The sequence below is a fragment of the Dolichospermum sp. FACHB-1250 genome (genome assembly GCF_014696335.1).
Taxonomy (GTDB): domain Bacteria; phylum Cyanobacteriota; class Cyanobacteriia; order Cyanobacteriales; family Nostocaceae; genus Dolichospermum; species Dolichospermum planctonicum.
This window is the reverse complement of the sequence record NZ_JACJPZ010000076.1, coordinates 1-15,579: the sequence shown is the minus strand read 5'-3', so window position 1 is coordinate 15,579 and position 15,579 is coordinate 1. Positions and strand designations below refer to the sequence as shown.

Sequence of the window (15,579 nt, the reverse complement as noted above, 5' to 3'; positions counted from 1 at the left end):
ACACCCGTTAATAGGCTCTATGTGGAAGTACAGTAATGTATGTAGCAAAGGAGTACTAACAGACCGAGGGCTTGACCTCTATATTCTTAATTCTTATTGTGATTTCTCGTTCTTAAATGCAGTCTTCAGGGTATCTGTTGATAGAAGGACCCAATAGGCTTTCCTGGTGTCTATGGCGCGGTGGAACCACACTGATCCCTTCCCGAACTCAGAGGTGAAACGCTGCTGCGGCGACGATAGTTTGGGGGTAGCCCCATGTCAAAATAGCTCGATGCCAGGTTTATTTTTTACAACCACATCACCCCCTCTATTTATTTAGTGGGGGTTTTGTTTTGGGCGACAAAGAAGTTAAAAAGGTTGCTGAATAAGCAGCATAGCAAGGGACACATCATCGGGGAATTAATGATTCTCGGAATATAAGTAGTCGTGCAAAATAAATTTCATATTCAGGAAAGGTGACAGACAAGAGATACAGAGATTTCTATTGTTTTCCCAAATGTGCAACAGTGCCCAGGTACTTACCAGCAATTTATTCTTATATACAAACTTCCTGAGAAACCAAATCTCCTCCCCGACTTTATTTTAATTGTTACCTAATTGAATTAATTTCCAATCCCGAAAAGTGGCTATCTGAGTTTCCATAGCAGATAACCCTATGGAAGGTTCTGGACTTGCCCAGCTATAATTTCCTTCAGGCACTTCGGAAATTTTTTTAAATCGCTGTCCCCAATGAGGTGTATAGAAAGTTAGTAATAATAGAGCTTTATCACCCCCAGTTGTCATAGTTTCTGTTGTTTGCACTACAAAATTAATAGAATTATTTTCTAGTACAGATTTAACTTCTGGCTGCTGCAAAAATAATTTAACATCAGGACTATAGTTACTTAATAAACCCTGACTACCAGCCACAGCTAGAGCAAGCCAAGTCGGAACTAACCAACTAGCTAACCAATAATTAGCTGTGAGAAATTTCTGACCAAAATGATGACGAGTAATCCAAATTATTGGTAATGTTAACCAACCTATTCCTAAGACTAAAGCTATTGGAGCATAGCTTCTAATCTCTGCTCCATCTCTAACACTAATTGGCAAAATACCTATATAAAATATTATGCCAATGATCAAGATTAATCCACCTAATCCACCAAATATATAACTTAAATTGCGAGGTAAAAAGGCATATTTCGTAGTCTTGATATTCTGGTTATAAATCTTACTTAGCCAATCAAATGCAAATCCTGCTAGTATTGATAACCAAGGATAGAGCATAAGTGCATAATGAGGTAAACGAGTAGAGGTTAGGCTAATTTCAGTTAAGATAATTAGAGGACAAATAACTAATATTAACCGATTTCGAGCCACAGGAAGACTGCTAACTAAAAATATTCCTAAAATACTAAATAACGGCCAAGGAAACGCTTTAAGAGGTATGTTCCATAAATAATATAAAGGCGAATGATCATTACGCTTTTCTGTAGCTATCCTAGTTACCAAAGCAAAGAATTGTTCAAAAACAATTGATCCATGATGTTGCCAGCTTAACCAAAACCAAGTTATTGTAGGAATTAAACCGATGGCAAATCCTATATATAACATTGGACTGGAAAGATGTTTATGACGGCGATGCTCCCAAATTAAATAAGGTAGTAGGCTGATTATCGGTACAAATATTAATTGACCTCGGATTAAAAACCCTAATGCCCAACTAAATCCTGTCACAAAACTCCAATAAGAACGATATTTAGGATTTAATTCTGCTTTTAGTAAACAGTAAATCCCAAAAAGAGCAATAGAAATAGTAATAATATCTGGGGCAACTAACCTACTAACTTGTAACCACAGAAAAGATATAGATAAAATTGCCGAAGCCAACCAAGCTATGGGTTTATTTAACAATATTGCTGCTATTTCATAAACTAGGAAAGTGCTTAAAACAGAAGCAACTTGGGAAGGTAGTCGAGATGTGACCTCATTAATATCAAATACTCTGTAAATAGATGCCAAAATCCAATAAAATCCTGGTGTTTTTTCATAGGCAAGTTCTGACCAAGATTGAGGTGTGATCCAATCTCCAGACTCTAGCATCCATCGAGAGCGTATAGCATAAGTAGTTTCATCATGAGCGATGAGACTGTGTTCCCCATTATTAAAAATCAGTAATGGTACTATCCAGATAACTAATCCTAAAAAATGCCAATTTGTGGGTTTGATAGAGATTTTCGCAAAATTAACCATTATCTTTTGTTAATATGATCCTTGCTTGAGTGCAGGCTTGGCATACTTATGATACCAGTCTACCGACAAAAAATCTCAGTTGGAAGGATTATAAAATGATCATGATTTGGTAATTTTGCTGTGATGATTTAACGTCAAGCACATATCAACCTAGTTTAAGCTTTATAGGCAACGCATATTTAATTTCCCATCTCTGGCCTCCAAATGTCTTTTACAATATCTGTCTAATGGCATTCTAGTCACGATAAAAATCCTGACATGGGATGATTTTGTAGTTATGGAAGTAGCGGATACTGATATTGGTATCGTCTTTAATAGCGCAGCATGATCATCAGCTTTTATCATGACTCATAAAATTGAGGTTCAATCTCTTAGGGGATTATCTGCACTCACCGCAGGTAATCGCCTCAAACAAGAAGGATATAATGAGTTACCATCTACCCAACATCGTCAAATCTGGGAAATTGCCCTGGAAATCTTTCAAGAGCCAATTTTTCTGCTTTTATTAGGCTGTGGTATCATTTACTTATTTTTGGGTGATGCTCAGGAAGCTTTAATTTTGTTAGGTTTCATCTTTTTTATTGTCGGCATTAACTTATACCAAGAACAAAAAACAGAAAAATCACTGGAAGCACTACGGGATCTTTCTAGTCCCCGTGCATTAGTCATTCGTGATGGAAAACGTCAACGCATTGCGGGACGGGAAGTAGTTCGTGAAGATGTGATTGTTTTGTCGGAAGGTGATAGAGTTCCAGCAGATGCTGTGGTGATATGGTCTACCCATTTGAGCATTGATGAATCCTTATTAACTGGGGAATCTTTACCTGTTCGTAAGCAATCTGTCAGGGATACCACAGATTTAGAAAACACTATCAGAAGCACCACACAGCACCGTCCCGGTGGTGAAGATTTGCCTTTTGTCTATTCGGGAACCCTGATAGTTCAAGGTCAAGGAATTGCCCAAGTCTATGCTACGGGTATGCAGACAGAAATGGGGAAAATTGGTAAAGCCCTGCAAACTGTAACACAGGAAGACACGGTTCTGCAACGGGAAACTCGCAGAATTGTGAGTAAATTGACCTTTGTAGCGATCGCTATCTGCGTGGCTGTGATCGTTATTTACGGTGCATCTAGGGGCGATTGGCTACAGGGAGTTTTGGCAGGTTTGGCACTGGCTATGGCAATTTTACCTAATGAAATTCCCGTAGTATTGGCAATTTTCCTGGCTTTGGGGGCTTGGAGATTTTCCCAAGCTAGGGTTTTAACTCGGCGTGTCCCTGTGGTAGAAACACTGGGTTCTGCGACTGTTCTTTGTGTAGATAAAACCGGAACCCTGACTTTTAACCGGATGTCAGTTCAGCAGTTATTTGTATATGAATCTACAACCTTAACACCGCAATTTTACGATGTTGCCCTCCATGAACAAGAAGCGCTACCAGAAACGTTCCATGAATTAATTGAATTTGGCATTTTAGCCAGTCGCAAAGACCCCTTCGACCCCATGGAAAAAGCCCTGAAACAAGTGGGTGATGACTATTTAGCCAGAACAGAACATTTACATCAAGACTGGGAAATACTGCGGGAATATCCCCTCACAGGTCAATTATTGGCCATGTCCTGTGTGTGGCAATCACCAGAGGATAAATTAATAGTTGCTACTAAAGGATCTCCCGAAGCGATCGCAGATTTATGTCATTTTAATGACCAACAAATCCAAGACCTGCAACAGCAGATTAATCAAATGGCCAGGGCTGGTTTGCGCGTTTTAGGTGTAGCAAAAGTCATTGGACAACATCAAAAAAACAAAACCCTCAAGTCTCTTCCCCAAGCCCAACACGACTTTGAATTTGCCTTTTTGGGACTGCTAGGTATGGCCGACCCCGTGCGCCCAACTGTAGCCCCAGCCGTTGCCGAATGCTACACTGCTGGTATACGAGTAGTAATGATTACAGGAGATTACCCCGCTACAGCCCAAAATATTGCCCGCCAAATTGGGCTAAAACCTGCCACAGAAGTGATTACCGGTGCAGAACTGGAAAAAATGCCAGAAGCTGAGTTACTCTCTCAAATTCAAACCGTGAATATCTTTGCCCGGGTCGTTCCAGAACAAAAATTACTGATTGTCAATGCCCTGAAACGCTGCGGTGAAATCGTCGCTATGACCGGAGATGGCGTAAATGATGCCCCAGCCTTAAAAGCCGCAGATATTGGCATTGCCATGGGTGAACGGGGAACAGATGTCGCCCGTGAATCTGCGGATTTAGTATTGCTAGATGATGATTTTTCTGCCATTGTCCAATCTGTCAGGCTAGGACGGCGAGTATTTGATAACCTGAAAAAAGGTATGGCTTATACTTTGGCCGTTCATATCCCCATTGCAGGGATGTCTCTAATTCCGGTCATATTTCATTGGCCGCTGGTGCTATTGCCTATTCACATTGCTTTTCTACATTTAATTATTGACCCCGCTTGTACTATAGTATTTGAGGCCGAGCCAGAAGAAACCAATATCATGCACCGTCCACCACGTAATCCTAGAGAGTCCTTATTTAGCCGTCGGACTTTGAAATTGGCACTCCTGCAAGGGGTAAGTGTGTTGGTGGTGCTGCTGGTTGTATTTGCTGTGGCTTTTTATTTTGGACATGGAGAATTTGATGCCCGCACTCTAGCTTTTACCACTCTCATTGTCTCTAACTTGAGTATGATATTAACTAATCGTTCTTGGTCGCGGACTATTCCCGAAATGTTACACACTCCTAATGCAGCACTTTGGTGGGTATTGGGTGGTGGTGTGGTGTTTATGGGACTGGTGCTTTATGTTCCTTTGTTACGCCATTTATTTCGGTTCTCTTTACTGCATTTTGATGATTTACTAGTTAGTCTTATTTCCGGGGTGTTTAGTATTTTGTGGTTTGAGGGACTCAAAGTTTGGCGACGCAGATATTCATAATCATTAATAATCATCCGCTTATCCAATTTTAAATGGCTTGGGGTTGTTTAATTTGTTGGTAACGGGTATGAGTATGTCCGGTTTATAAGCAAAAAGTTCATGTGAACAATTAAAGAATTATTGAACGCAGATAAACGCAGATAACCGCAGATAACCGCAGATGAATTAATGGATTTACTTGACTGCTGTTACTCGCCAGCTTAGTTTTAGGTTAACCCAGAAATTCCAAATTGTGGCCACTGCGATCGCTATAAAGTTAGCAATGTAGCGATTAGGAATCAGATAATTAAACACTAAATTCAATATCAGCACATTCAAAACTAACCCAGCCAAACAAACAACGTTGAACTTAATAAAGCGTTTGATCCGGGGTTTCCAGCCCTTCTGCTGTATAGAAACATCAGCGAATGTCCAAGCATCATTCCACAGAAAATTATTGAAAATAGCAATTTCACCTGCTAAAATTTTGCTGCGTGTTAATGGTAAGGCTAGGGTTGTGGGGTCACTTAGTAAATAAAGTATTAACATATCCACAAATACGCCACTCAATCCTACTGCACCAAAACGAAGAAATCGCCCAACAGGAAAGTTGACTTTTTGACTAATTTTTCCTATTTTCCCCGTAGATAACCGTAATCTGATTAAATGTTGAATATAGTCTACATATTGTTTCCACGTGACTTTGCTTTCTCCTTCTGTGCGTTCCCGGAAGATGTAACCAACTTCACCAATTTCCCCAATTTGTCCCCGGCCAATGACTTCTAAAAGAATTTTATATCCTATGGGATTAAGTGTAGTATTAGCGATCGCCTTTCGTCTTACCATAAAATAACCACTCATTGGGTCAGATACTCTACCCACAACTTCTGGTAAAATTACTAGTCCCAATACCTGCGCCCCACGGGATAAAAAGCGTCTAATTACACTCCAGCTACTCACACCACCACCCTCGACATGACGACTAGCTACTGCTAAATCTGCTCCCTGTTCAATTTTCTGCCATAATTGTGTCAGCACTTCTGGAGGATGTTGCAAATCTCCATCAATTACACCTAATATACTCCCTCTGGCCGCTTGCCAGCCACGAATTACCGCCGAAGATAGTCCCCGTTCTTCTTGACGACGCATGACCCGCAATTGGGGATAATCTGGGATGAGATTTTCCGCTACTTCCCATGTTCGATCTGGGCTATCATCATCCACTACAATTAGTTCATAATTACCAGGAATAGTCTGATCTAATAACCCACTCAAGATATTAACTACATTTTCAATGTTATCACGCTCTTTATAGGTAGGAATTACTACAGATAGCAGCATGATATTGTTTTCGTTCTTAGGGTCTGGTGTCAGTTCAGAAATTCTCAATGCACCGCAGGGAACTGATAATAGGGAATTTGATGAGTTTGTATTCATAAGCTACGTGGTAAATTTTAAATTGCTAAATTGTCTGTATAAAGCTTAATTTTCCATAGAGTATCATACACTTAATATGATCAAAACAAAGGGATATTGAGATTAAGGGTAAAGATGCACCTATTCGGTGAAAAGTATACTGCTATAATTAAAGAAGTTTTAAATTTTAGATAACCTGTTGAAAATAATTAGGTAAGAGCAATGGCTTATAGTGATTTTAGCTTAACTAAGTTTAGGAATAATTTTCATATTACAATTAAAGAAGAAATTGATTTATTTGCTACCGTAGAACCTATAGAAATCAGCGAAAAGTTGACTAACACTTTAGAAGAAACTACAGAACTCGCGTTAGCAATAAATACGGAAAAAGCACGCTCAGAAATGATTATTACGCCAATTTTATTAGAAGTAAGGCGTAAAGCTAATTATCAAATTAGTTTATTTTCTGGTACAGATTTTAATGTTGATATTGAGAGAGGTTTAAATGGTTATTGTGATTTTGTTATCAGTCGTTCTAAGGAACAGTTAACAATTAATGCTCCTGTACTAATTATTGTAGAAGCTAAAAATGAAAATATTAAAGGTGGTTTGGGTCAATGTGCAGCAGCAATGTTAGCAGCACAGTTGTTTAATGAACAGGAAGGTAATGAAATTAAAACTATTTATGGGGCGGTGACAACAGGAGATATTTGGAAATTCTTAAAGTTGCAAGGGACTGATATATTTATTGATTTGAATAATTATTATATTCAGGAGTTAAACAAGATCTTAGGTATTTTGTGTCAAGGAGTTTTGGGTTAAATTTCACTTCATCAATATTATCTATTGATATTGGTTCTCCTTTCAATTTATTATAAAACTTAAATAAGTCGTTTATATTTAATTGATCACCAATGACTAATATAACTGTTGATTCTATTCTTGAGTCTGCTTTAACAGATAAAGATATAACCCCGAATGATGCGGTATTTCTATTAAAACAGACCAGTCTAGAAGCAATTACACAAGTTCAAGCTACAGCAGACCAATTACGACAAAAACAAGTCGGAAATACGGTTACTTACGTTATTAACCGAAATATTAATTTTACTAACATTTGTGAACAACATTGTAGTTTTTGTGCATTCCGTCGGGATGATGGTGATCCAGATGCTTACTGGTTAAACTGGGAGCAGATTTTGTCAAAAACTACAGATGCAGTGCGTCGAGGAGCAACTGAAATCTGTATGCAAGGAGGACTACACCCAGAAGCGCGGATAAATGGCAAGTCTTTACCCTACTATCTGAAACTGGTAGAAACCATCAAAAGCGAATTTCCTCACTTACATTTACACGCTTTTTCACCCCAGGAAATCCAATTTATCTCCAGATTAGACGGAATTTCCTATACTGATGTCATTATAGCTTTGCGAGATGCTGGTGTCGGTTCTCTGCCCGGAACAGCCGCAGAAGTGTTAGATGATGATGTGAGACGGGTATTATGTCCAGAAAAAATTAATACAGAGACTTGGTTAGAAATTGTCAGTACAGCCCATCAATTAGGTGTACCTACTACCAGTACCATATTATCTGGACATATTGAAACTCCAGAACAACAAATTGGACATTTACAAAAACTGCGATCGCTCCAACAAAAGGCAATAAAAACAGGATATCCTGCTAGAATTACTGAATTTATTGTTTTACCATTTGTGGGACAAGAAGCGCCCAAATCCTTACGCAGACGGGTAGGAAGGGATCAACCAGTGTTAACTGATTCCCTGCTGTTAACCGCTGTCGCCAGAATTTACCTGGGAAATTATATACCCAATCATCAACCAAGTTGGGTAAAATTAGGACTGGCTGGGGCTACAACGGCCTTAAATTGGGGTTGTAATGATCTTGGTGGGACTTTAATGGAAGAACATATTACCACCATGGCTGGGGCTATAGGTGGTACTTGTATGGAAGTAGAAACTTTACAGAACGCCATAGCATCTATAAACAGACCTTACCAACAACGAGATACTTTATATCGAGTCATGGAAAATGGAAAATAGACAATTGGGGAGAACTAATGGGGAGAACTAATAATTTTTAGTAACTATACCGATTCAAGATAGGATAGACGTTGATTTAGTTTTTTTACTTAATGCTTATGAAAAGCTATTGGTCGCGTCTGCTTTCTTTAGTGTTAGTTTTAGTTATCGGCTTAATTGGTTGTAGTGGTAGTCTTGATAGTTTAACTGGGGATTATCGTCAAGATACCTTAGCTGTAGTCAATACCTTGAGACAAGCTATAGAATTACCACAAGGTTCTCCTGAACAGGCCGCCCTACAAACAGAAGCCCGTCAAAAAATTAACGATTTTTCAGCCCGTTACCAGAGAAATAGCGCTGTTGCGAGTCTTAGCTCTTTTACAACCATGAGAACAGCCCTCAACTCCCTTGCGGGACATTATAGTTCTTATCCTAACCGTCCCGTTCCTGAAAAACTCAAAAAACGCCTAGATGCAGAATTTAAAAAAGTAGAAGCATCATTAAAACGTGGCGCTTAATTTAAACTGCGAGGATTGTTTTTTGATAACTAAAATTAAATATAGGAATCCTCAATAATTTGTTAACAACAATATCCCCGACTTCTTAAATAAGTCGGGAATATGAAATTCTTAACTTTCAAAAATCAAATAGGAGTCCCATAATGACTCAACTAAAAATTAAACTGACCGTTGAAGAATTTCTCGCACTTCCTGAAAATGATACTACTTATGAGTTTGTTGACGGTGAAGCTATACCTAAATATAAAAATCAGCAAATGTCTCCTAAATTTTTTCATGGCTCAACCACAGGAGCATTATTTATAATATTTATATTATTATCTTACATGGGCGCAAGCAAAAGGTCGTGTTGTTGTGGAATGGGCTATCAAATTAACTAAAAATCAAGAAATTTGGATACCCGTCCCTGATTTAACTTATGTTTCCTACCACCGTCTTGCTGCTGACTGGCTTGAAGATGAAGCTTGTCCTGTTATACCAGAATTAGTGATGGAAATTATTTCTCCTGGTCAGACTTTTGGAGATATGATTGAAAAAGCCACTTATTATCTCCAAGGGGGGATTTTATTAGTGTGGATAGTAGATACAATATCTCAAACTATCACTGTTTTTACAAAATCCTCTCTTCCTGTGACTTTTCGAGAACATCAAATTATCACTCATGAAATATTACCAGGATTAGAAATAACTCCTCATACCATTTTTCAACGTGCTGGTTTAATTCGTTAATTTACAGCAGTTCCCGATCTTATGAAGTACAGATATTAATAATAAAACTCTTGTGGTGCGGGCATCTTGCCCGCACAAGGTGTACCTCACTCAAAGCTACTTGCTGTAAGTTTCAAACCCCACCCCCAACCCCCTCCCCGCAAGCGAGGAGGAGGCTATGATGTGTTTGACATCATTAAGAAACGCGAAGTACAGATATTAATCATTAGTAATCTTTTTTCTAAATAAAGCCCTATATACTGGTTCACCCTTATTGAAGGTGGCTATTTCCCGTTCCGTGGGAACTGGAAAGGGATTTTCTGCTAACCATGTTGTTGTTCCTAGCTTTTCAAATGCAGGATGTTCATAAAAGCGATCGCACATTTCCTCTGCTACAAATTGTATATCAGATTGGAGAAAAACAACACCACCCACAGCTAAATAATTGGCTAATTCTGTTACCAATTCCCGTTGGACTACCCGACGTTTCGCGTGACGATTTTTAAACCAAGGATCAGGAAATTGAATTGTCACTTTTTGTAATCTTCCTGGAGGTAAATTGGATAACAAGGAAACTAGGGAGTTATTCACATTCGCAAACATATAATGTAAATTTTTTAACCCCATTTCCTCACAGATTCTATTGGCTTCTACTACCAACGGTTCTCGAATTTCTAAGCCTAAAAAATTCCAATTTGCTTCTATTTGCGCCATTTTCAACACAAATCTACCCCTAGCACAACCAATATCTAAATGTAGTGGTAGGTTTGGTTGTGTATAAATACTTTCCCAGTCTGGAGAAGCGGTTGGGGTTTGAAATTTACTCGCAAGGGGGTTAACGTGCTGACGAACTCGAACAGGTGACAAAATTTACTCTCCTCAAAAATAAAAATCTTTAACAAATGTATACAAATATTATTAAGTCTAAATATTCCCACACTAGTATACACAGTCAAGGTTATACTTTGAGAATAATAATTTTTTCCAACTAGATTTTTAACATTTTCTTAACCCAATGAAACTCAATTTTCGGTTTGCTATAGTTAGCGATTTACACATTGCGCTTCCTGAAACTATTTGGGATCACCCCAGTCGTTTTCATTTGGTAGAGGTAAGTGTTCCGGCTTTTGATAGTGTCTTAGCACATTTAACCCAATTAGATTTAGATTTTTTGTTGATCCCTGGAGACCTAACCCAACATGGTGAATCAGTAAATCACAAATGGTTACAAAATAGATTATCTCAATTACCTTTTCCATCTTACGTGATTCCTGGTAATCATGATATACCTGTTTTGATGGCTAATGAACAATCCATTGGTTTTGCAGATTTTCCCTATTATTATCAACAATTTGGTTATGAAAATCCTCAACAACATTATTATAATCGTCAGATATTCCCAGGAGTGAGATTAATCGGTCTTAATTCTAACTCATTTAATGATCAAGGTCAGCAAATAGGCAGGTTAGATAATCAACAACTTCAATGGTTAAAAAAGGAATTAGCAGCAATTGGGGATGATTTAGTTTTGGTAATGATTCATCATAATGTGGTTGAACATTTACCAAATCAGTCTTGTCATCCCATGGCGAATCGTTATATGCTAGAGAATGCAGCAGAACTGAGGCAATTATTACAAGACTATGGAATTAAGTTAGTATTTACAGGACATTTGCACGTTCAAGATATCGCCTGTTCCCAAGGGATATATGATATTACAACTGGTTCTTTAGTCAGCTATCCTCATCCCTATCGGGTATTGGAATTTAACCGTGACGAATTAGGTAGGGAATCTTTACAAATTGTTTCTCATCGTGTAGAATCAGTACCAGATTTTCCCAATTTACAAACACTATCACGAAAATGGATGGGCGATCGCTCCTATCCGTTTGTACTCAAATTATTAACTTTACCTCCCCTGAGTTTACCATTAGACCAGGCACAAACACTAGCACCCGGTTTACGGGATTTTTGGGCGACCATTGCCGATGGTGATGCTATGCTAGAATATCCACACTTCCCCATTCATGTCCGTCGTTACATCGAAGAATATAGCGCGGTTAATGGTGGGAACACAGCTTTCATTGATAATCACAGTACGCTTTTAATTGGTCATTAATACCTCTTTACTGTCACCTGTCCCCTCTTTACTGTCACCTGTCCCCGTGGCGTAGCACCTCTTTACTGTCACCGTGGCGTAGCACCTCTTTACTGTCACCTCTTTACTGTCACCTCTTTACTGTCACCTGTCACCTTGTCACCTGTCACCTATTCTTCAAGAGAACGACAAATGGCAAATACGGAAGTATAACCATGCAGGAAAGTTCTACCACTGACAGGACCGATTTCACCACCGCAGAAACAGCCACCCATGGGTATATCATGGAGATAACGGCTAAAAAGTTGGGAATCAAAATTAGGTTGGCCATAAAGTCCTGTTCCTCGTCCTAAACAGGTAAACATTAAAGCCCCGACGGGAGACGGTTGACTAGTATTTTCATTTTCATTTTGATATTCTTGGAGTAGATTTTCTAAATCTTGGGACGAAGCCTCCGCTTCCCGCAAGTGAAATTGTAACCTTTGACCGGCACGAATGCGATCGCTAATAGCGATCGCCCCAGCTTTAGGGTCTACCCCCAAAATATTCCGAATTAAAAAATCCCCCGAATGTAAATTCATTCTAAATTCATCCATTGCTAAACCGACAAATAAAGAATGTTGGGCTAAAGTTCGATCTTCTTCACTCAAACTACTAATTAAATTTCGCAATACCATCAAAGGCACTTTTTCATCCAACTCTAAAATAATATTCCGTTCCGCTTTAGTGACCTGTAATGGTTGACCAATGGGACGACAACCTTGGGAAACAATAGTATCTAAGACGATATTGCCAGTTAAAGCTATACCTATCGTACCTTCTCGACATAACTTATCATTACAAAATAAACCCACAGGACCATTCATAAAGCCACTGCTGGCCTGTCCTCCTACCACCACCGAACCTGGATAAGCAAAATCTAACCCCTGCAATAGATCATTAGTTGCTGAACCAAAAGGACTGGACAAGAGAATAAATTGGGGTACTGGTGACGGTGGTACACCCACTAAATCAATCCAAGCATTGGGGGAACTATCAGAATCTGGCAATTCTTCAGCTAAAATATGAAAAGGTCGGATTTTTACACCCGGAAGATGGGCTAAAGTCAGACTTAGGGCAGGTTCTGCTTCTATTTCTTCCGTTTTTCCAGTCTGTTTCCTGCCAATTACACCCCCTGCACTACAACCAATTAATACGGGTACAGAAAGTTTTTCTGCCAATAAAGGTAAAAGCCTTGTATACTCACTCATAAAAGCAGAAGAAATGAATACCAGCCCTAAATCCGCTGGTGCTGTTAAAGATGCCACAGCTTGTTCTACGACATCGTTAATAGCCGCTTCTAAAGAAGAACGGGTTGATAAAGCATTTGTCCACTGCATTTGATCTACCATGAGTTTTCGGTGTGTTTCTGTTTTGAGGTTAGTTGAATATTTTAACTAAGTTTGTCACTTTGTTGGTGATTAGGGAATAGGGAACTCTGAGCAGGGAACTCTGAACAGGGAATAAATTGGTGTGTACTTCATTAAACAGGGATTCGCTATATAAACACTTATTCAGAACTTATTCAAATACAGGAGGCCATAATTCAGAAATAGCAATTTCCCAACCAGGAAATAATTCACTTACAGTTAATTTATCATCTTCTGTTAATAATGTCATTTTCCCATCAGGACGATAAACAGTAACAGTTAATTCATCAGGATTAATAAGAATTGCTACCTTAGCACCTAATTCTAAAAACAACTTGAGTTTATCTTCTAATTTAGAAACTCTATCAGTTTTTGATTTAATTTCTACCACTAAATCAGGAACTAAATTCCCAAAATCTCTCACAGTCCGTTTTAATCTTTGAGCAGAAACAAAGGAAACATCAGGAGCGCGTAAATCAGTATTTGGCATAATAAACCCACCACTGGAGTCAAATATTCTCCCTAATTTACGAGGATTAGTCCATAATTTTAGCAAATATATGAACTCAGCACCAATTTCACTAGATTCTATATCCGATGGACCCATAATTAAAATATTCCCTTCTTGTAGTTCTATTTGATAGTCGTTATCATCATCTTTTAATATTTGTTCTATTTTTTCTACGTTGTCAATTGTCAGAGTCATATAATTTTCATCTCCAGTGATATTTGTGATGATTCGATATTATAGCATTTCGTCAAACTATGTAGGATGCGTCAGATATTATAAATCTATTTATTGATATAATTTACAGCAGTTCCCGGCATTATGAAGCACAGATATTAATGATAAAACTCTTGTGGTGCGGGCATCTTGCCCGCATAAAGTATACCTCACTCAATCTGAACGTGCTGTATGCAGTAGCAAAGCACCTTACTTATCTATTTTTATCTCTGCATATTCTTGTTCTGTTAGTGCAAATTCGGGGTCTATGATTTTCACTTCTTGATAAGTTAGTTCATAAAGTTTATAAACCATATTGTCTATTTGTTGTTCTAATGCAGTGGTATCTTTACCTTGAGATTTGAGGGTTATAATTTCTTCTGCTTTTTTAATAAATATATTTTGGACATTTTCACAGGTTAACATAATAGGAATACGCGACGTTACAGGACTATCAAAATGTATTGTTTTAATTGCTTTTCCAAGTATAAAAAGATAGACATACCAATTTACAAGTTTTGAATTTAATAAGCACCAAATATATTTAGATGATATCTCATCTTTTTTTATGGTAACTTGATTAATAGTATCTACTAAAATTAGGTCAGTTTGTTCAGAAATACAGCTAATAATTTGAATATGTTCATAAGGTTTATTAATATGGGCTACAATATTCTGTACAAGCACAGAATTTCTATTAATTTTTGCTTTTTCACTAATTAAAATGGCATCATTGATATATCCTTTAATATTTCTAATTCCATATTTATTAATTTCCTTACCTCCTATAACTGCATATTTACCTTCTGTAACTAAATGTTTTTGTAATCCAATTTCCCCTCTACTATTATCAGCAATATCATTGAGAAAATTACTTTTTTCAAAAATCTTATTACCAATAATGAGTTCACTATTATTAATTCCATTGGGGAAAAGCCCAAATTTTGTCTTTAAGTTTTTGTGGATATTACCCATAAAATTAAAAGATTTATCAGCTTTAAATAAGATTGATTGATAGTTATTTAGTATTTTACCTTTATGTATAGAAATAATGCAAACTTCAAGTTTTACATTTTCAAATGCTTTTCCACAGTCTGCAATCAAAGAAATTTCTTTCTCAACAAAATCTCTTATGTCTGCATAATTTGATGCAAAAGTGAATGATTTGGGAAGAATATATGTTTTTATGCTCTTTTCTTTAGTCAATAAAATACCTCTTTCAATGAAAAGTATTGCAGTTTCAGAAGTTTTTATTTGATATTTTTCTTGAAAAAACTTAATATCTAATGTACTTAATTTTGCACCATAAGGAGGATTACCAATAACAATATCAAAACCCACATTTTCCACAACCTGCTGATTCATAACTTCAGGAAAATCTAACCTCCAATCAAAGAAATTAAGAAACAGATCAGGATGATCTTTTAAATGTTTCAATTCCCGAATATTTTGTTTCCAACCAACAGTTTGTAAATAAATTTCCGTTTGCTTAGTTAAAGCTTT

11 protein-coding genes, 1 rRNA gene and 1 pseudogene are annotated in these 15,579 nt (G+C 37.6%); 7 read left to right on the top strand and 6 right to left on the bottom strand.

The features are described from left to right. The first annotated feature begins 162 nt into the window (after nucleotides 1-162). A 5S ribosomal RNA gene (rrf, locus tag H6F39_RS18980) occupies nucleotides 163-280 on the top strand. Nucleotides 281-582: 302 nt separating this feature from the next. Here rrf and H6F39_RS18975 read toward each other — a convergent pair. Beyond that, nucleotides 583-2,235: a glycosyltransferase family 39 protein gene (locus tag H6F39_RS18975; protein WP_190371903.1), complete on the bottom strand. Its 1,653-nt coding sequence runs from the start codon at nucleotides 2,233-2,235 to the stop codon at nucleotides 583-585. 343 nt (nucleotides 2,236-2,578) lie between these two features. Here H6F39_RS18975 and H6F39_RS18970 point away from each other — a divergent pair, with 343 nt between their 5' ends. Beyond that, the gene (locus H6F39_RS18970) at nucleotides 2,579-5,185 is read left to right on the top strand and encodes a cation-translocating P-type ATPase (protein WP_190397227.1); all 2,607 of its coding nucleotides are present in this window, start codon (nucleotides 2,579-2,581) and stop codon (nucleotides 5,183-5,185) included. Nucleotides 5,186-5,359: 174 nt separating this feature from the next. On the opposite strand, the gene H6F39_RS18965 is transcribed toward H6F39_RS18970, so the two are convergent. Next, on the bottom strand, nucleotides 5,360-6,601 hold the full coding sequence (locus H6F39_RS18965) for a glycosyltransferase (protein ID WP_190397226.1): 1,242 nt from the start codon (nucleotides 6,599-6,601) through the stop codon (nucleotides 5,360-5,362). A gap of 201 nt (nucleotides 6,602-6,802) precedes the next feature. On the opposite strand from H6F39_RS18965, the gene H6F39_RS18960 reads away from it, so the two are divergent. The 4 genes and pseudogenes from H6F39_RS18960 (at nucleotide 6,803) to H6F39_RS18945 (ending at nucleotide 9,866) form a co-directional block, all read left to right on the top strand. Then, complete coding sequence (locus H6F39_RS18960; RefSeq protein WP_190397225.1) at nucleotides 6,803-7,402, top strand: hypothetical protein; 600 nt, start codon at nucleotides 6,803-6,805, stop codon at nucleotides 7,400-7,402. Between the two features lie 92 nt (nucleotides 7,403-7,494). After that, entirely contained in the window at nucleotides 7,495-8,640 is a 1,146-nt protein-coding gene (cofH, locus tag H6F39_RS18955) for a 7,8-didemethyl-8-hydroxy-5-deazariboflavin synthase subunit CofH (protein WP_190397224.1), read from the top strand. A gap of 98 nt (nucleotides 8,641-8,738) precedes the next feature. Next, a complete protein-coding gene (psb27, locus tag H6F39_RS18950; RefSeq protein WP_028082886.1) occupies nucleotides 8,739-9,137 on the top strand; it encodes a photosystem II protein Psb27 in 399 nt (132 codons plus the stop codon). 143 nt (nucleotides 9,138-9,280) lie between these two features. After that, nucleotides 9,281-9,866: pseudogene (locus H6F39_RS18945) on the top strand (Uma2 family endonuclease). A gap of 198 nt (nucleotides 9,867-10,064) precedes the next feature. Here the strand turns inward: H6F39_RS18945 and trmB are convergent. Further along, on the bottom strand, nucleotides 10,065-10,712 hold the full coding sequence (gene trmB / locus H6F39_RS18940) for a tRNA (guanosine(46)-N7)-methyltransferase TrmB (protein ID WP_190397223.1): 648 nt from the start codon (nucleotides 10,710-10,712) through the stop codon (nucleotides 10,065-10,067). Between the two features lie 148 nt (nucleotides 10,713-10,860). On the opposite strand from trmB, the gene H6F39_RS18935 reads away from it, so the two are divergent. Further along, entirely contained in the window at nucleotides 10,861-11,964 is a 1,104-nt protein-coding gene (locus tag H6F39_RS18935; protein WP_190397222.1) for a metallophosphoesterase, read from the top strand. Between the two features lie 149 nt (nucleotides 11,965-12,113). Here H6F39_RS18935 and H6F39_RS18930 read toward each other — a convergent pair whose 3' ends face one another. The 3 genes from H6F39_RS18930 to H6F39_RS18920 all read right to left on the bottom strand — a co-directional run. After that, nucleotides 12,114-13,334, bottom strand: a complete 1,221-nt coding sequence (locus H6F39_RS18930; protein WP_190397221.1) for an FIST N-terminal domain-containing protein — start codon at nucleotides 13,332-13,334, stop codon at nucleotides 12,114-12,116. Nucleotides 13,335-13,503: 169 nt separating this feature from the next. Continuing rightward, complete coding sequence (locus H6F39_RS18925) at nucleotides 13,504-14,058, bottom strand: Uma2 family endonuclease (protein ID WP_190397220.1); 555 nt, start codon at nucleotides 14,056-14,058, stop codon at nucleotides 13,504-13,506. 228 nt (nucleotides 14,059-14,286) lie between these two features. After that, the coding region (locus H6F39_RS18920; protein ID WP_190397219.1) for an N-6 DNA methylase at nucleotides 14,287-15,579 on the bottom strand (1,293 nt) is incomplete at its 5' end.